Here is an 18,242-nt window from a genome sequence, read left to right on the forward strand (position 1 = left end):
AGCCCGCCTCTTAACCGCCTACCGCTGAGTCCGATACTCAATCCCCGCCCGAGTATCTACAGGCCCACGCTGCGCCTGAACCGAGAGATCCCGGGAGAGTTTGTATCGTAGAGTGATGACCTCGCCAGGCTCGAACAACCCGACGCCATAACTCAAATACACACGCGGCGACAGATACTGTCCCACCGTCAACGCCGCCCCACCCAACATCGCGTCATCCTTGACCGCCAACTCATCCGCCCCCAGCCGGCGGCCCACATTCTTGGCAAGCAAACCACCCGCCGCAGCCCCCAGCGAGCGCGTCGCCGCCTGCACGGCGTCGCCCTCGCCTTCACCCGAACCGATGTCATCCAACGGCTTGCCCGCCACGATGTATGAAAGCGCATTCGCCTGTCCCATCGGCGGATCTGAAAACACCGTGAGCTCCGGACTCTGCGCGCTGCCTCGAATCCTCAACCCGGCGGTCACTTCATCCACCGTGCGCGTCGCTTCGATCCGCAATCTCGGATTGTCCAGCGGCGTCGACGCATACAGCAGCTGGCCCTGCTGAATCGTGAGATCCTGGCCGTAAGCTTTGTATGTCCCGGTGACATTGATATCGCCAGACCCGACCGTTTCCGTCCCCGGCCGCTCGCGCACATCGAGATTGCCCGCAACCTTGGCCACCAATCCAAATCCGGTGAGATTGACCTCGTCGCCCAGCGACACCGTGATATTCGCGTACAGCGGAATCGCCTGCTCCGCCGCCTCATCCTGCGCTTCCGCATCTACGATGACGACGTCGGGCGACGCCGCCTGCGCCTGATCGCCACCTTTCGGCAGCTTCTGCAAATTCACATCCGCCTCGGGAATCGTGACTTTGCCCGACAAGGTCATGCGCTCCTCGTTGCGCACCAGGTCCAGATCCGGCGTGATCACGACCTTCGCGCCAGGAATATCCGCCGCGAGGAACCGATCGCCATCGAGCTGCATGTTGATGACGCCACTGGCCGTGGCGGTACCCGCAAACTTGATCGTGCCCTCTCCGGAATCGACACCACCGGAAATCTGAAACTCCTCCGGCGAGCTCGGCCGGACGTCCAGGCGGCCGTTCTTCAATCTCAGGCCGATCGCCGGAATATCCGCCGCCAACTCCGCCGCGGTTACCTGGCCAGTGATCGCCGGCTCCTGCAACGAACCCGTGACGCTGCCTTGGACATCCAAGCGGCCTTTAAGATTTGCGATCTGCGGAGCAAACACCCCGAACGGCGACAGATCCGGCAAACTCGCATTCAACCGCCCATTGATTTGCGCGTCGGGCTGATTGAGTCCACGCACTTCACCCTCGCCCTGAATCGAACCGTTCTCCTGCAGCCCCGCGCTGATCGACGCACGCGCATCCTGGCCGGACAGGTTCGCCTCGATCCGGAAGTCTCGATAAGACAGCAAGGTTTCTTCTTCCTCCGGCTCATCGCCCTCGGCCAGCGCCAGAACCCGCGACATGCTGCCTGACTCGGATTGAATCGAAGCATTGCCGAAGAGATTCCCCTCCCCGTCACGACGAATGTCGCCCTGACCGCCGATCAGTCCCTTGAATCGCAGCGGCAGCTCCTCGCTCGACAGCGAGTTCGCCAACGCCAGCGGCACATTCGCCAGCGAATAGTTGCCCTGCATGGAGCCGTCGGGCTGCAACGCGCCCTGCATGCAAAGCTCGATATCACGATCCACGAAGCACGCTCGCGAAACATCGACAGCCTGCTGCTTCATGACGATGTTGACCGGCTCTCGCAAGCTGAGACGCGCAGCGTTCTGCACATCGAGGACGAGACGTTGCACGCTGCCAGACCAGCCGTCCTCCTGTTGGCCGCCCTGCATCGCGATCGAAAATTGCAGCGGCTGTCCCGTGGTGCTCAGCTCGGCGCGATGTTCGGCGGCATTGCCGGAAGCACTGGCTTGCAGCGTGTCGAATTCGAAGCCGGCGGCCGCAATACCCGCCATGGTCAACCTCACAGATCCATCCGGCTCGAGCGGCTTCTTCACATCGGCTTCGAGATTCAGCTCACCGAGCCGCATCTCCTCCATGTGCAGATCGCGGCCGCGTGCGTTGCCGTTGATGTCGACGTCGGGCCACTTGCCGAGCACGCGAAAGTTCGCCGTCAGTTCGCCGCCAGAATCCGGCAGCCAATCATTCAAGGATGCTACGTCGACCGATATGTTCGCATCGATCTGGTCGCTCTCCGCCGCCCGCACGCGCAACTTGCTCTGGCCGGAGCTCAAGGCCAACGTGCCCGCGGGCAAGTAAGGCGGCTTCAAAGTCATATCGGCGTCACCGGAAATCGGACGCCCTCGCAAACGGCCGCGCAGCTCGGTGAGCTTCAAAGCGGCATCCGGCCCCTGCTCGGTCATCTTGCCTTGCGTGGCGAGCTGAAAGCGTAAGCTGCCGGGCCATTCGACCGCGAACGCGCCCGGATCGAAGTTCTGGCCGCGCGCGTTGACGTCCCAGCCCAGCTCCGGCTTCAAGTTCACCTTGCCACTGGCGGCCAGTCGTCCCTGCTTCTGAACGATGTCGAACTGCTGCAAATCAACGAGCTCGGGAGTGCCGCGCACCTGCAGAGCAATCTCAGCCTGCTGCTTCTGCGGTCCGAGCGTGAGTTGGCCCTGCGCGTTGTACAGCTGCGGATTGCCGTCGAAATCCAGCTGGCCATGAGTGAACAATTCCTGTCCCACCCACGCGGACGGCACCACCACATCGCGCCAGCGCGCGCCGACCTTGCTGATCCACGAGTCTTCCGCAAACTGAATGTCGGCATTTGCAACGACTTCGCCGGCGCTCTGGCCGATGTGCAACAGACTTTCCAGCGTGAGCCGCTCTTCGGAGCGAGTGAAACGCACCGAATCCAGTACCAACGGCTCGTCGTTGATGGTCAACCGCCCGCCGACGACGCCCTGATTCAACGTCCCCTCGCCGCGCAACGAGGCGGCCAGGCTATGGAAGCTCGAGTCAGGCATCAGCTCTTCGCGCGGATCGAAGGGTGGCACGTCGAGCTGCAGTTGCCAGTTGCGATCGCTCGACTGCGCCATCTTCGCATTCAACTGCGCATCCAACGGAGCGGAGAGATCCACCGCGAGGAATGCATCGGTATCGTTTCCCGAAAGCACCAGCGTGCCGGCCACGGTCCGTTCCCCAGCGGTCCATCGAAACTGCCCAGTGCCTTTGCCGACGTAGGTATTGCCCTGCGCGACACGACCGCCGAATTTCACGAACCCCTGCGGCGATCGCACGTCCAATGTTTCCACCGCCAGGGCTTCCTGGGTCCACTGTCCCACAAACTGGGCCCGCGTGATTGCGACAACAGTGGTCTCGGGATTGCGTACCTTCACGTCGCGCGCGAGAAAGGAATCGACAGCAATATCGATCGGCGGCTTCAGCGAGAACGGCTTGGAAGGTTCTTCAGGCGCTGGCGGCTCGGTCGGCTGCAGCTGCAGAACGTCGATGCCGCTGATCTCCAGACGCTTCACATGGACCAGCCAGCGCCACAGATCGCCGAGCACCAGATCGAGCTCCAGGCTGGCGACATTTGCATCGATGCCCGCGGCCGGATCGTAGTAACGCAAATTGGTGATGCGCAGAGGGCCGGCGATCGAGCCGTCGATGGAACCGATCGCAAGCTTCTCGCCCAGCACGGCGCTGGCACGCGCGGCGGCAAAACGAGTCCCCGACTGCGTGTTGAGCACCCAGAGGATGGCGCCGACCAGCACGACGATCAGCAACCCGATCGCCGCGCCAGTCCAGAGCAACGTTTTTTTGACCGCACCCTTCATATCGATCACATGCAACTCACAGATCGGGCCCGATCACCAGATGCACGCGCCACGACTTATCCAGTTCCGTAACCACCGGTCGCGCAATATCTACGCGCACCAGTCCAATCGGCGATTTCCACCGCAGGCCGATGCCCGTGCCCACGTTGGCGTTGAAGCTGGACTTGAAGGCATCGCCGGCATCGACGAACACCGCGGCACCCCAGTTGTCCAGAAAGTAGTGCTCATACTCACCGCTGCCCACCACCAGGTATTCGCCACCGATGACGCCACCGGTGGAGTTCACCTCGCCAATCTGCTGATAGTCGAACCCACGCACCGATCGATCGCCGCCCGCGAAAAAGCGCAGCTCCGGCGGCAATGCATCGAAGTTGTCTACCACCATGGCACCAAGCGCAGCGCGAGCGATGAATCGTCCATCCTCACCGACCTTGCGCAACCACTTTCCCTCCGCGCGCACCTGCGTAAAGCTGGTGTCGGACAACAAGGATTCGAACGCGAAGCGCAACCCATACAACAATGAGTAGCCCGCCGCGGGGAAATAGGCATCATCGGCCTTCTTGCGCGTCAGCAGGCCGTCGGCATACAGCAAGCTGGTCGAGCCTCGCTGGTCGGCAATCTCGAAATCGCCGTTCAAATATTGCAATCCCAACGTGCGTGTGAAGCCCTTCCAGCGTTCGGTGACTTCATTGGCAGCAAGGCGCGCCATGCGCGACCTGCTGGTATCGGTCTCCTCGTCGCGATAGCCGGCACCGATGGTGTAGTTGCGATTGCGTGGCCCCGGCTTGGGAATCTGATACGTGGTGCTGATTTCCTGCAGGCGCGACGAGTACTCGATCTCGCCGCCGAGCTTGTGACCGCGCTTGTTGAGCCAGCGCCGCTGTGCACCGAGCTTGATGCCCGGACCGGAGTCGGTGCTGAAGTACAGATTGGCGGTGTACACGGTGCGCTTGGCGGGAATCAGCATCACGTCGATCGGCACGACACCGTCGGTCGCGTGTTCGAGATCGGGAGCCACTCCCACGGAAGTGAAATAATCCGCGTCCACCAGCGACTGCTGCAGCGAGAGCAGCTTGTCCGCGGAATAGTATTCGTCGTCCTCCCAGAGCTTGTACTGCTGCAGGAACGAGTCGGGGAACTGCGACTTGGAGAAGCGCAGCTCGCCGAGGCGATAGCGCGGCCCCGCATCGAACGCCAGATCGATATCGGCGGTGTTGGCGCTGCGCACGACCGATACTTTGTGCCGTATGGGTTGCGCGCTGAGGTAACCGTCATTGGCCAGCGCGGTGGCGATCAGCTGCTTGCTGCGCTCGTAGGCGCCATGATCGAGCCGCGCGCCATGTTTGGGCTCGAATTTCTCCAGCGCCAGCTTGACGGGCGCCAGCTCGGCGGCGTCCGGGCTCACCTCGATGCGCGCTTGCCGAACGATGACCGGATCGCCGCGCTGGACAGCGAAGATCGCGTGAAATTTGCCCGGCTCCGGCCGCTCCAGCCGGCCTTCGATGGTCGGGTTGTAATAGCCGAAGGGCTCGAGCGAACGCGCGATCTGCTCCTTGCCGCGATCGAACAGCCGCTGCGTCTGGGCCGGCGACACGTCGCGCTCCTCATAGTGCTTGAGCTCGAGATTGGCGCGTGCCGATTCGAGCATCGCTTCCTCGAGACCGTTGATGGTGACCGCGACCCGGTCGGCAAACGCGGTTGCGGCACAAGACAGGCAGGCTGCGAGCGCCAGCAGCGAGCGCAACCCGGGGCGTTGGGGCATCCACTCAAGAAAAGTCATGGGCCGGGTAGCCGAGGTTGGGCTCGAATTTCATTGAGTAGGGACGTTTTACCGCCTGCGATGTTCCACAAAGCACTACGTGGAAGGCACGCAAGAACTTGAAAGCCGGCCGGCGGCGCCGGACAATCAGTGTTCGCGAATCTTAACCTTCCCAGCAGGTAAACCGATGACAATCTCCAGAATTCTCGCCTCCACCGTTCTGCTCGGCGCACTGAGCGTGTTCGCGCCGCTCACCTATGCCAAGACCTGTGAGCTGACCATCGCTGGCAACGACGCCATGCAGTACGACAAGCAGTCGCTGGAGGTTGCCGCCGACTGCACCGAAGTCAAGTTGACACTCACGCATACCGGCAAGCTGCCCGCTGCCGCCATGGGACATAACTGGGTGCTGACCGAGACTGCCGTGTTCCAGGCGGTCGCGACCGCCGGCACGTCCGCGGGCCTGGCGAACGACTATGTGCCGAAGGACGACAAGCGCGTGATTGCGCACACCAAGATCATCGGCGGCGGTGAAAGCACCAGCGTGACCTTCTCGACCTCGGCGCTGAAGAAGGGCGGCGACTATACGTTCTTCTGTTCCTTCCCCGGCCACTGGTCGGTGATGAAGGGCAAGCTGACCTTCGGCTGAAGCCCGCTCAGGGATTGGTCACCGAGCTCGGTGCGAGCGGCGCGGCCGCTTGCACCGGCTCACGCGGGGCAAGCGCACCTTATCAGTCGAAGACTTTCGAGAGCGCCTCGCAGATGAAATCGATCTCGGCCCGCTTGATGATCAGCGGCGGCGCCAGGCGCAGCGTGTCGACGTGCGTATCCTTCGCAAGCACCCCCTGGTCACGCAGCCGCTCGCAATATTTGTATGCGCCGCCCGCCTCCGGATGCAGCTCGATCGCCAGCATCAAACCCCGACCGCGAACTTCACGAATCAACGGGCTCTCGAGCGCGCGCAGCTTGCCCATGAAATACTCGCCTTGCACACGCGCGTTCTCGATCATTCCTTCCTCCACCAGCACGCGCAGTGCCGCTCGAGCGATGGCGCAGCCGAGCGGATTACCGCCGAAGGTGCTGCCGTGCGTACCCGGCTGCAGCACATCGAGCACATCGTTGTTGGCCAGCACGGCGGACACGGGATAGAAACCGCCCGCCAACGCCTTGCCCAGCAAGGTGAGATCGGACCGGATGTCCTCGTGCTCCTGTGCCAGCAGCTTGCCGGTGCGGCCCAGGCCGGTCTGGATCTCGTCCAACACCAGCACGACGTTGCTTTTGGTGCATAGCTCTCGCACGCGCTGGAAATAACCTGCCGGCGGCAGCAACACGCCAGCCTCGCCTTGAATGGGCTCGACCAGGAACGCCACCGTGTTGTCATCGATAGCCGCGGCCAAGGCATCGAAGTCGCCGAACGGCACGGTCTTGAAGCCCGGCGCGAACGGACCATAGTGGCTATGCGCCAGCGGGTCGGTGCTGAAGCCGATGATGCCGAGGGTGCGCCCGTGAAAGTTGTTGGAGCACGTGATGATGTTGGCCTGGTTGGACGCCACGCCTTTGACCTCATAGCCCCACTTGCGCGTGACCTTGAGCGCCGACTCGACGGCTTCGGCGCCGCTGTTCATCGGCAGGATCTTGCGGGCGCCGGTGAGTTTCGCCAGGTCCTCGTACAACAGCGGCAATTGATCGTTGCGGAAGGCACGCGAGGTGAGCGTGAGGCGCTGCGCCTGCTCGGTCATGGCGGCGAGAATCTTGGGATGGCAATGGCCTTGATTGAGGGCCGAATACGCCGACAGACAATCGAGGTAGCGCTTGCCCTCGATGTCCCAGACCCAGACTCCCTCACCGCGAGTCAATGTGACTTCGAGCGGCTTGTAGTTGCGCGCCCCGAGACGGGCCTCAATGGCGCTTAGATCGCTGGCGGATAGCTTCATGATGGCAAACCGGAACGGGCCGGCCGTTCTACCAATAAGGTAACACTATAGACGAGTAACCTCGCGCGCCGGGGCGGGCAAGGTATAAGTGATTTCAAGCGTCGTCAGGGACGAAGCCCATGATGCTGCCTGGGACATGCGCCAAATTGGCGGGAGCCGGAATTGGATCTAATGGCGAAAAAGTCGATATTCAGCGCTGTTCCGCTTTCAACAGTCGAGATTCATCGGTTGGAGGTACGGTAAGTTCGCACCGGCCTCAGCCCCACAGCGCCGGGGACGGCCACGACATCACCCCAGTGCGATCGTACTGAATCGGATTCTCCCAATCCTCCGCCTGCAGCAACGGCCCATCCAGATCGACCACCTCGCACAACTGCGCGAGCACCATGCCGGGCGCCTGTGCCACTGACCCTGCAGTCATGCAGCCCACCATCAATCGCATGCCCTGCGCTCGCGCCGCCTGTGCCAGTTCCAGCGCCGCCGTCAACCCGCCGGTCTTGTCGAGTTTGATGTTCACAAACTCGTAGCGCGTCTTCAAACGCGGCAAATCGTCAATCGTGTCGATGGCTTCGTCAGCACAGACCGGGATGGGCGAACGGCCCAGCTCGAGATCGTCATCGCCACCGACCTGGACCGGCTGCTCCAGCAGATCGACTCGCAGCGCCGCGAGCTTCGGTCCCAACGCATACAGCGTCGGCACATCCCAGGCTTGGTTGGCATCGACAATCAGTCGGGAGTTCGGCGCGCCCCGCCGCACGGCCTCCACGCACGCCAGCGGATTCTCTTCAGAGACCTTGATCTTGATCCATCGATAGTGCGCCAGCTTTCGAGCCGCCTCTTCGTAGCCTGCGATGGAACGAATGCCGATGGTCATCGCGCTTGCCACCTCGCGTGTGTTGCCCACACCCGCCAGGTCCCATGCTCGCCGTCCCGTGCGCTTCGCCTCCAGATCCCACAACGCCGAGTCGAGCGCATTGCGCGCGCCGCCGATCGGCAGAACTTGCATCAATTCAGCTCTGGTAATGCCCGCCTCCACCTGGCTTCGCACCGCTTCCACCTGCGCGACCATGCTGTCCTGTGTCTCGCCGTGATAGTCGACACCGGCCGCTTCGCCTCGACCGACGAACTGGCCATCCCCCAGCTCGACGATGATGACGTCGCTGTGGGTATAGGATTTGCGCGAAATGATGAACGGCTCGCGCAAACGCCATGATTTCTTTTGAACGGTTAGCTTCACACCGACTCCCGACTCAATCCGGTTGGCTGCCATCGCCTTGTGGCGATATCGCCGCCAGTTGAGAATATCCGGCAGCAGGGCCGCCAGGATACAGAAAACAGCCCTCGAAGCGGGAATGGCAGCGCCCTTGCGCCATTTGCGCATGACTTCCGGGCGCATCTTTGCTCGAATGAGCACATGGCCGGCACGTTTCACATCAAGCGCATCTACGATCCTCCCGCCGCTGGCGATGGGGCCCGAGTGCTGGTGGATAGACTCTGGCCACGCGGCATCAGCAAGGAGGCGGCCAAGCTCACGCTGTGGCTAAAGGAAGTCGCGCCCAGCCCGGAGTTGCGCAAGTGGTTCGGCCACGATCCGGAACGCTGGCAGCAATTCCAAGCCCGCTATCGCGCCGAGCTGAAGGCCAACTCGGCAGCCCTGGCGCCGCTCTACGAGTTACAAAAGCGCAAGCGCGTAACGCTGCTGTATAGCGCGCACGACGAAGAACACAACCAGGCCCGCGTGCTCGCAGAGTATCTGCGCACTCACGCCAAGAAAGGATCATGACCCACGCACTGTATCGTCCCGTTTGCGACCTGCTCGGCTGCTCCTATCCCCTGGTGCTCGCCGGCATGGGCGGAGTCGCCCGCTCGGAGTTGGCTGCGGCAGTGGCCGAAGCAGGCGGATTCGGATTTCTCGGCATGGTTCGCGAGCCGGTCGCGCTGATTAGCAGTGAAGTGCAGGCGATGCGATCGCGCGGCGTGCAGCGCTTCGGCGTGAATCTGATTCCCGCAGCGACGCCGCCAGACCTGCTCGACGCACAGCTCCAGGCGTGCATCGAGCTCGAAGTTCCAGTGGTAGCGCTGTTCTGGGACCTTTCCTCGGAGACCGTTCGCAGGTTGCGTGACGCCGGCATCGTGGTCATTTGCCAGGTCGGCTCGGTGGAAGAAGCCGTGGCAGCGAGACAGGCTGGAGCCCAGGTCATCATCGCTCAGGGATGTGAAGCGGGCGGCCACGTGCGTGGCACCTCTCCGCTCGAAGACATCCTGCCGCAAATCGTTGCGGCAGTGGACTGTCCAGTGCTCGCCGCCGGGGGAATCAGCGATGGCCGCGATGTGGCGACCGTACTTACACTTGGCGCACAAGGCGCGGTGCTCGGCACGGCGCTGATGGCGACACACGAGTCCTTCGCACACTCGTATCACAAAGAGCGCCTGCTCACCGCGAGCGGCTCGGATACCGTGCTCACCGATATTTTCCACATCAACTGGCCGCGCGGAGCAAAGGTTCGCGTGCTGTCCAACAGCGTCACGAAGGGCGAGCGCGGTGACCCATTCGGGTCGACTCGAACTGCCATCGGCGAGGAGGAAGGCCGGCCCATCTATCTGTTCAGCACCGATTCGCCGCTTCGCTCCATGAGCGGCGATTTCGAAGCCATGGCGCTGTACTCCGGCACGGGCGTCGGCCGCATCGACGCGATCGTGAATGCAGGCGACCGGCTTCGAACCATCGCTGCCGACGCGAGCGCCATCCTCGCTGCTGAAAGCGTCAACAACGAGGAAAGCGCAGAATCCGCCTCGTCCGTCTGTTACGCAAATACTGCGGATGACAGCTACATGGGATATGCATCCCGAGAAGAACTGCTGGAGGCGCTCAACGAATTGCTCGAAGCCGAACGCGCCGGCTCTCGTGTCTGCCTGCGCACCGCGGCGGAAGTGGCAGATGCGTCGCTGGAAATGCTGGTGGAAGACATCCAACGCGACGAAGCGCACTGGTGTGCCGTGCTGACCAAGGCCATCCTGGCACTCGGCGCAAAGCCATCGTCGCGTATCGGCGCCTTTCATGAAAAGGCCATGGCCATCGACGCCCTGCCCGAGCGGCTCGCGTTCTTGAATCGCGGGCAGGGTTGGGTGGTGAAACGCCTGCGAGCGCTGTTGCCCAAAGTGCGGGACGACTCTTTGCACCGCGCCTTGTCGAGCATGCTCGTCGCGCATGAGCGCAACATCGACCGCGTCAATACCAGCCTGAAGATACCTGGACGCTAACGCATTCCGGTTTGTCCAGCCCACCGGCCAACGGCAGCATGGCCATCGGGTAGAATGGCCGCCCATGGCCATTCAATCGCTGTTCCCGACCCATATCTACACCGCCCTGCTGCAGCAGGGCGACTGGCGCAAGTTCAACAGGCAATTGCTGCGCGAGTGCCTGCAATTGCAGCTGGATGACGAATCGGGACGAAAGTGGTCGAAGAAGAACTATCCGGGCGGATACACCTCGTATCACTCGGCCCATCGCATGCAACAGATCTCGCCGACGTTCGCGCAGCTGGAACGACGGCTGCAGCGGCACGTGAGCGCGTTTGTGAAAGCGCTCGAGCTGGACATGACTGGACGCGAGCTGGCCATGACCGATTGCTGGGTGAACATCATGCCGCAGCAGGTGGCGCACAGCATGCACCTGCATCCGCTGTCCACGATCAGCGGCACCTACTATGTGCAAACCCCGAAGGGCTGCGCGGGTTTGAAGTTCGAAGATCCGAGACTGGAGAAATTCATGGCCGCGCCGCCGCGCCGCGCGGATGCGAGCCCCGCCAATCAACTCTGGTCGGTGGTGCCCGCTGAAGCAGGCAAGGTGGTGCTGTTCGAAAGCTGGCTCCGGCACGAAGTGCCGGCGAACCCCGTGGCCACGGAACGCATCAGCATCAGCTTCAATTACAACTGGTTCTGACTGCCTGGCTGAGCACGATCCTGGCGATGCCGCAGACACCGTACAGCGCATGCGGATGTATCTCTTGGTACTCGATCACCGTGACTGGCGCGTGTTTCCGCTCGCCCATATCACGCGATCGCCCGGCACGAGATCGGTAATTTCTGGGCAAACTGGCCGTTAAAACGTCATTTTTGCCACCTCGCCGAATGCTTTCATAGCCACACTCGAGCGCGGCCCCGGATGGAAGCATGGACGTTCTACACAAATCACCCTCGATGACGAGCACGACTGCGGCAATGACACTGGTCATGGCCGCTATCGCAAGCGTCACGGTTGGCGCGCCAGTATGCGCCGAGGCCGCGCCTCCGCCGCTATTGCTGGCGAACGACTACGAAGATGCGCGCGTCGACCTGTCCCGCTATTGGGTAAGTGAGAAGTATGACGGTGTCCGCGCTTACTGGGATGGCACGAAACTGCTCACTCGCGCCGGCAACACCATCCATGCCCCGGAATGGTTCACGCGCGACTGGCCGGACACACCACTGGACGGCGAACTGTGGGCAGGCCGCGGTCAGTTCGAACGAGTCACGGCAACGGTGCGTGACCTCGATCCGGATGACACGGCCTGGCGCCGCATTCGGTTCATGGTTTTCGATCTACCGGCGCACGGAGGAACATTCAACGAACGGCTTGATGCGCTGCGCATGCTACTGCCATCTCAGTCCTTCGATTGGCTGCGCGCGGTAGATCACCTGCGGGTCGCTGACGAGACCGCCCTGAGCCATCAGCTCGCGAAGATCGCGCGCGCCGGCGGCGAAGGATTGATGTTGCACCGAGAAGACTCGCTCTACCGCGCGGAGCGCAGCGACGATCTGTTGAAGCTGAAGCCCTACCAGGACGCGGAAGCACAGGTCATCGCACACCTGCCCGGCCAGGGAAAGTATGCAGGCATGCTCGGCGCCCTGCTCGTGCGCAATCCGGATGGCACGCAGTTCCGTATCGGCACCGGATTCACGGACGAGCAGCGTCGCCAGCCGCCGCCCGTGGGCAGCTGGGTGACGTACAGCTATCAGAATCTGACTGCCCGCGGCATTCCGCGCTTCGCGCGCTTCTTGCGGACGCGGCCGGACTAGCGCGCTGGCGCGCGGTTGAATTTATGTACATCTAGGTGTACATTTGGCGAATGGCGCAACGTTATGCCATCGCCGAGGCACGAGCCAACCTGCCCACCCTCATCGACGAGGTTGAAGCGGGTGCGGTCGTTGAATTGACTCGAAGAGGCAAGGTGGTAGCAGTCATGATCTCAGTCGCCGAATATCAACGCCTGCACAGCAAGCGCGCCAGCTTTCGGGAGGCTTATCAGCAGTTCCTGAAAAAACATTCCCTGGCGGAAGTGGGCCTGGAGCCCGATTTCGCCCGCAAGCTGCGCGATCGCAGCCCCGGGCGCAAGGTCGATTTGTAAGCCAGGCCACCAGCAAGCGTCATGCTGCGCTACTTGCTCGACACCAATGTGCTGTCGCTGGCGGCGGCGAAGGTGCCGAACGCCGGAATCGTGCGCCGGCTCAATTCCATAGGCGACCAATGCGCGCTGGCCGCGCCGGTCTGGCATGAGTTGCAGTACGGTTGCAGACGCCTGCCGCCGGGCAAGCGCCGCGAAGCGCTGGAAGATTATCTGGCCGAGGTAGTGCATACGCTCGACATCCTGCCGTACGACGAACGCGCGGCCAAAGTCCACGCGGCCGAACGCGAGCGGCTGGAGCGCATCGGCAAGACCTTGCCGTTCGTAGACGGTCAGATCGCCGCTATCGCGCAAAGCAACGAATTGGTGCTGGTCACAGCCAACGTGCGCGACTTCGCGCTTTTCAGGGGCCTGAAAGTGGAAAACTGGGCCTAGCCTCAATGGCACTTAGTTAGCGCCCTGCAGTGGTTGGCGGTTAGCGGTTAGGGCAGAACGGAGGCCAGGATTTAGCTCATTTCTGGCTATCCGCCATCCGCGAACCGCTGCGACAAAGACGGTTAACTAAGCACCATTGGGCCTAGCTAGCCTGCGCTCGGCCGGAGCCAAGCCTCGCGGCGGGTTAGAATCGGCGCCGGTTTCCAACTTTCAGGACGGGCGCCCTTGCAGCTCTCTCACGTGGACCCCGCGATCATCGGCGTCTGGCGTTGGCACGCGGCGATCACGACGTTCTTTGTCACGGCGATCATCGCCGTCTTCAGCGCTCCGATTCCGGGTCTTTGGCCGCTCGCACCGCTATTGGTCGCGGTCGGCGGTGTATTGCTGGCTTGGCGCTGGCCGCCGCTCTCGTATCGGCATCTGCGCTATGGGATCGACGACACGGGCATTGCCATCGAGAGCGGCGTGCTCTGGCGCTCGCGCATCGCATTGCCGCGGGTTCGCATTCAACACACCGACGTATCGCAAGGTCCGCTCGAGCGGCGCTACGGCATCGGCACATTGAAGCTGTACACCGCGGGCAGCCGCCACACGAAGATCGAGCTTCCCGGTTTGAATTACGACGAGGCCATCGCCCTGCGCGACGCGCTGCTCGCGGAAGGCAGCGGCAGTGGCGTCTAGGGACAACTTCCAGCCGACGCTTCGGCTGCACGGGCTGTCGTGGCTGTTCGGTCTCAGCGGCGCCATCAAGCAGATGGTGCTGCCGCTCATCGCCGTGCTCTTCTTCAACGTCCGCGATGACACGCCGGGGCCGTTCGGCCTTTGGATCCTTCCGATCCTCCTGGCCGCGCTGCTGGTCCGCGCCGTGTGGTTGCAACTGACGTATCGCTACGGCTTCGGCCCCACCGGACTGGTCATTCGAGAGGGATTGATCTTCCGTAACGTGCGGCACATCGAATACGCGCGCATCGAAAACATCGATACCGAGCGTGGCCTGCTACAACGCCTGCTCGGCGTAGCCGAGGTACGCGTGCAAACGTCCACCGGCGGCAAACCCGAGGCGTTGATCAGCGTACTGGATCTCCGCGCCGTTCAAGACATGCGCGACCGTATTTTCTCCGAAGAGAAACCGGCCGAACAATCGGTCGCTACTCCCGACGAGCAGTTGTTGCTTCACCTTCCCCTCGGTGAGCTGGTGCGCCAGGGCCTGATCGACAATCGCGGCATGATTCTGGTCGCCGCCGCATTAGGGATACTGCACGAGAGCGGCGTCTTCGTACTCGATCAAGTGCTGCTCGATCGACTGCTCGCATCATCACCGGCCGCAGACCTGGCGGCGCTCGGCTTGATGATGCAGATTGCGCTGGGCGTGTTCACGATACTCGCAGCCATCATCGGGCTGCGCGCTCTGTCGGTAATCCTGGCCATCGTCACATTCCACGACTTCAAGCTGACGCGCGTGGGCGGCGACTTGCGCGCTCGCTACGGATTGTTTACTCGCGTCGCACTGACCCTGCGAACACGGCGCATTCAGGCGGTGCATCAAACGGAGTCGCTGCTGCATCGCTGGTTCAAACGAGTGTCGCTCGATGTCGATCTCGCCGGCGATAGCGGTGGAGGCGATGGCGATCGCAACGATGTGCGCACGAAGACGCGCTGGCTGGCGCTGATCTGCCCTGTTGCCGCCGCACCGGAACTGATCGCCGCAGCTCTGCCAGCGCTCGACTGGAGCACCGAACCCGACTGGCAACCGCTCGCACGCGGCGCTCGAAGACGCATCTTCCGCAAGAGCCTGGCGTGGTCGGTGCTGATCGTGACAGCACCCGCCATCTGGTACCTGCGCGAGGGCGCAGTGGCCGTTATCTTGAGCTGCATTCCGTTGGCCTGGACGCACGCTCATCTGTATGTGAAGCACACGCGTTGGGCGCTGGCGGCGGACGCAGTGTTGTTCCGCTCGGGATGGCTGACTCGCCGCCTTACCATCGTGCCACGCGATCGCGTGCAAACATTGAGCGTCGAAGCGTCACCGTTCGATCGACGCAGTCGCATGGCCCGACTCTACGTGGATACCGCCGGCGCAAGCCCAAGGAGTGGCGGCATCAGGATCTGTTATCTGGGCGCGGAAGTGGCCGAGAGGCTGGCGGCAGCGCTGTATCGGACCGCCGGCGCGCAGGCCGTTTCGAACCAGGCGCCAGCAATCAGCCCGGCAGTCCGATAGCCGAGAGATCGACTAATCGCGCGCGAGCGACAAGATCCGCGAGAACGACGAATCAGTCTTGCGCCACAAGCGCCGTCGCAGCGACGCCATGGCGATGATCATGCCCGGCAAGATGCCGCTGAGCGCGCTGTAGAGATAATTCCGCTCGGTGACCTGATCGGCCTGCACCAGCAGTGCAAGTCCGAGCAAGCTGCCGAACACCGCGCCTATGAATGCCACTTCGATGCGGAAACGCCCGGCGGCGATGCGCCAACGGCGCGTCACGTAATCCATGCTGCTGGCCCACACCGAGCCGCACAACATCATTACCAATCCATTGCTGAGACCGCTGAGCTTCTGCGCCACGACCAGCACCAGGGCGATCCATGCCACCGTGGCTACGAACGCACCGATCACGTGACTGCGATAGCGCGAGCGGAAGAATGTCTCGCAAAACTCCACCATCAAGGCCGTGCCTATGCCGACCGCGATGCCGGATGGATACATCCATTCGTGAATGCGCCCGATGCTCAAGCTGTCGAAGTAGGCGAACAACGCGCCGGCGATGGTGCCCAATGCGATGGAGCGACCGAAGGCGTTGTAGATCACGCCAGGCACATCGTCTTCGCGGCGCGCGACGATGCGACTCTGCAGCTCGCGTAGCGAATCGAATCGAGCTTCTGGCCGCATCGACATCGCACGCATGACGGCGCGAGCAAGCTGACGCGGAATATCGCGACGGACCTTCTCGATCGGCTGCACCGCGCCCATCGGCACGCGGCCGGTCAACAATTCATACATGAGCACGCCGAAAGCATATTGATCGGCACGCCAGTCGACTTCCTTCGCGTCCGCATGCTGCTCGGGCGCCATGTAGTACGCCGTGCCCAGGTTCATACCGGTGCGAGTCAGCTCGTTGTACTGGTAGGCGCGCGCAATGCCGAAATCCATCAGCTTCACGACGCCGCTGCTGTCGATCCATACGTTCTCGGGCTTGAGATCGCGATGGACGATGAAGCGATGCGCGTGACGCAAGGCTTCCAGCAACTGTTCGCCGATCGCGGTCGCCTCTTCCACCGGGAAGGGTTTGCCGGTCGCAAGTTGCGCCTGCATACGACGCCGCAAACTCACGCCCCGCAGGCGCTCCATCGTGAAGAAATATCGGCCGCTCGCCACGCCGACGTCGAACACTCGCACGATGTTCGGATGGGCGAGCTTGCAGGAGACTTTCGCTTCGGAAAGGAATCTGCCACGCGCCGCGGCGCTGGAAAGCAATTCGTTACGCAGCACCTTGATCGCGACTTCTTCGTCTTTCAAGCGATCGCGAGCCGCGAACACGCGACCCATGCCGCCGTCGCCCAGCACGGCCTGAATCTCATAACGGCCCTGCAGAACCACACCGGGACCGATGACGACATTGGAACCTTGATGAACCTGCAGCTCGGGCTCGGCCAGGTCATCCATGCGCATCATGGTGACGGCATCGCGATTCACCTGACGCGTGGCCGGCTCGGTAGCGCTACGCGCCGTTTGATAGGCGGCGACCAGGCGCGCCAGATCCTGCTGGGCGGCCTCCTGGGCAGCCGGAGTCTCGGCATTGATGAGCTTGTGCTGCAGGACTGCCAGGCGATCCGTATAGTTTTGCCATAACGTGGCCGGATCGTCGGCTGACTCCAGCCCAAGCAGCATCAGAGCATTCTCCAGACGGCTGGACATAGTAGTTAGCAATTCTTCCGTGCAAAGGCCAAAGGCAAAAAGTTCGTCCCGGACATTTTATATTCCCGCGCTGTCGATTCCGGGGACGACAACATTGCACTAGCACTGACAGCTTGAAAAGTGCCTCCACAAGCAGACACTGCCGAAGCGGCCCGAAAGCTGATAAAGACAGCGCTCAGCGACCGTCTCGAGGAGTTTTTCAACCAGTTATCGGCCGCAGGCTGCCGGTCGTCGGGCGATGAGTTTTCGGCAAGATGGCGGCGGGCCGCCGAAAATGCGACCCGTGTCGCCAAATGCGCACGCGTTTGCGCAAATCAGCGCGCGTCGAGCGTCGTTGGCACGCTCCGTTCACGACATAACATGAACGCTGAACGGCCCGACGGCGCGTTCATCTCTGCTGGCCCTCACGTCGATGCTTGCAACGCATGGCCCATTGATGACGGGCATGCAGGCGCTCGGCTTCGTTATCGGATTCCGGAGGTAGCTTGCGAATGGCCTGCAAGGCGGTCGAGTGCGCCATCGCCACCTCCGGGGCGGTTTGCAGCAGATCCCGATAACGTTCCAGAAACGCCTGCTCGATCGGCGCGCCGACGCCCGATAGCAGCGCCGTTGCATGAGATCCGATCGCAGCCACTTCAGTCACCGGCAGATCGCCGTCGTGCACAGCGTGATCGACGTCAGCGATCAACTGATACAGCGGCCGCAGCCAGGCCCACTCCGGATCTTCCGTAATCTGGCGCAACAGAGCTAACGGCGACTGCTCGCGCCCGAAGCGCCGCTCCACCTGAATGACTACTCCCAGGAGACCGCGCAACGCGCGGCTCGCTTCTTCCAATGCCTGCAAGGGCGAGTCGGATCGAGTCATTGCACCGCTCCTGTCTGCCGTGCCGCTATCGTGGCACGTGCGGGGGACAACTGTCTCACGCGCCTCGATCTCTAGTGCATGGTCGGCAGAAGACCCTCGCCCGCACGGAAGAAGCTCACGTAGCCGCGCGAGTTCGAAGGTCACCGGCCGC

15 protein-coding genes are annotated in these 18,242 nt (G+C 62.4%); 9 read left to right on the forward strand and 6 right to left on the reverse strand.

The annotated features are described in order from the left end of the window. Positions 1 to 18: 18 nt before the first annotated feature. Together VGE08_RS15540 and VGE08_RS15545 are read right to left on the reverse strand one after the other, a co-directional pair. A complete protein-coding gene (locus VGE08_RS15540; protein ID WP_331068971.1) occupies positions 19 to 3,801 on the reverse strand; it encodes a translocation/assembly module TamB domain-containing protein in 3,783 nt (1,260 codons plus the stop codon). Positions 3,802 to 3,817: 16 nt separating this feature from the next. Further along, on the reverse strand, positions 3,818 to 5,581 hold the full coding sequence (locus tag VGE08_RS15545; RefSeq protein WP_331068822.1) for an autotransporter assembly complex family protein: 1,764 nt from the start codon (positions 5,579 to 5,581) through the stop codon (positions 3,818 to 3,820). Between the two features lie 166 nt (positions 5,582 to 5,747). Between VGE08_RS15545 and azu the strand changes: the two genes are divergently transcribed. After that, positions 5,748 to 6,209, forward strand: a complete 462-nt coding sequence (azu, locus tag VGE08_RS15550; RefSeq protein WP_331068823.1) for an azurin — start codon at positions 5,748 to 5,750, stop codon at positions 6,207 to 6,209. A gap of 82 nt (positions 6,210 to 6,291) precedes the next feature. On the opposite strand, the gene rocD is transcribed toward azu, so the two are convergent. Together rocD and dgcA are read right to left on the reverse strand one after the other, a co-directional pair. After that, positions 6,292 to 7,494, reverse strand: coding sequence for an ornithine--oxo-acid transaminase (gene rocD / locus VGE08_RS15555; protein ID WP_331068824.1), 1,203 nt, complete (start codon positions 7,492 to 7,494; stop codon positions 6,292 to 6,294). A 256-nt stretch (positions 7,495 to 7,750) separates the two neighbouring features. Beyond that, on the reverse strand, positions 7,751 to 8,731 hold the full coding sequence (gene dgcA / locus VGE08_RS15560; RefSeq protein WP_331068825.1) for an N-acetyl-D-Glu racemase DgcA: 981 nt from the start codon (positions 8,729 to 8,731) through the stop codon (positions 7,751 to 7,753). A 177-nt stretch (positions 8,732 to 8,908) separates the two neighbouring features. Here dgcA and VGE08_RS15565 point away from each other — a divergent pair, with 177 nt between their 5' ends. The 8 genes from VGE08_RS15565 (at position 8,909) to VGE08_RS15600 (ending at position 15,531) form a co-directional block, all read left to right on the forward strand. Beyond that, positions 8,909 to 9,277 carry a DUF488 domain-containing protein gene (locus tag VGE08_RS15565; RefSeq protein WP_331068826.1) on the forward strand — a complete coding sequence of 123 codons (369 nt, stop codon included), beginning with the start codon at positions 8,909 to 8,911 and terminating at the stop codon, positions 9,275 to 9,277. After that, positions 9,274 to 10,755 carry a nitronate monooxygenase gene (locus tag VGE08_RS15570; RefSeq protein WP_331068827.1) on the forward strand — a complete coding sequence of 494 codons (1,482 nt, stop codon included), beginning with the start codon at positions 9,274 to 9,276 and terminating at the stop codon, positions 10,753 to 10,755. The genes VGE08_RS15565 and VGE08_RS15570 overlap by 4 nt, the downstream gene beginning before the upstream one ends. 64 nt (positions 10,756 to 10,819) lie before the next feature. Then, on the forward strand, positions 10,820 to 11,437 hold the full coding sequence (locus tag VGE08_RS15575) for a TIGR02466 family protein (protein WP_331068828.1): 618 nt from the start codon (positions 10,820 to 10,822) through the stop codon (positions 11,435 to 11,437). A gap of 257 nt (positions 11,438 to 11,694) precedes the next feature. Continuing rightward, positions 11,695 to 12,552, forward strand: a complete 858-nt coding sequence (locus VGE08_RS15580; protein ID WP_331068829.1) for a DNA ligase — start codon at positions 11,695 to 11,697, stop codon at positions 12,550 to 12,552. A 50-nt stretch (positions 12,553 to 12,602) separates the two neighbouring features. After that, the gene (locus VGE08_RS15585) at positions 12,603 to 12,881 is read left to right on the forward strand and encodes a type II toxin-antitoxin system prevent-host-death family antitoxin (protein WP_331068830.1); all 279 of its coding nucleotides are present in this window, start codon (positions 12,603 to 12,605) and stop codon (positions 12,879 to 12,881) included. Positions 12,882 to 12,902: 21 nt separating this feature from the next. Further along, entirely contained in the window at positions 12,903 to 13,313 is a 411-nt protein-coding gene (locus VGE08_RS15590) for a type II toxin-antitoxin system VapC family toxin (RefSeq protein ID WP_331068831.1), read from the forward strand. Positions 13,314 to 13,538: 225 nt separating this feature from the next. Next, entirely contained in the window at positions 13,539 to 13,994 is a 456-nt protein-coding gene (locus VGE08_RS15595) for a PH domain-containing protein (RefSeq protein WP_331068832.1), read from the forward strand. Next, positions 13,984 to 15,531: a PH domain-containing protein gene (locus VGE08_RS15600; RefSeq protein ID WP_331068833.1), complete on the forward strand. Its 1,548-nt coding sequence runs from the start codon at positions 13,984 to 13,986 to the stop codon at positions 15,529 to 15,531. Before VGE08_RS15595 ends, VGE08_RS15600 begins: the two co-directional genes overlap by 11 nt. A gap of 12 nt (positions 15,532 to 15,543) precedes the next feature. On the opposite strand, the gene VGE08_RS15605 is transcribed toward VGE08_RS15600, so the two are convergent. Then, positions 15,544 to 17,226 (reverse strand): serine/threonine-protein kinase, encoded by a 1,683-nt coding sequence (locus VGE08_RS15605; RefSeq protein WP_331068834.1) that lies wholly within the window; start codon positions 17,224 to 17,226, stop codon positions 15,544 to 15,546. A gap of 388 nt (positions 17,227 to 17,614) precedes the next feature. Next, positions 17,615 to 18,091, reverse strand: coding sequence for a hypothetical protein (locus VGE08_RS15610; RefSeq protein WP_331068835.1), 477 nt, complete (start codon positions 18,089 to 18,091; stop codon positions 17,615 to 17,617). Positions 18,092 to 18,242 lie beyond the last annotated feature (151 nt).

Origin of the sequence: Steroidobacter sp. (assembly GCF_036406195.1) — a bacterium.
GTDB lineage: Bacteria > Pseudomonadota > Gammaproteobacteria > Steroidobacterales > Steroidobacteraceae > Steroidobacter.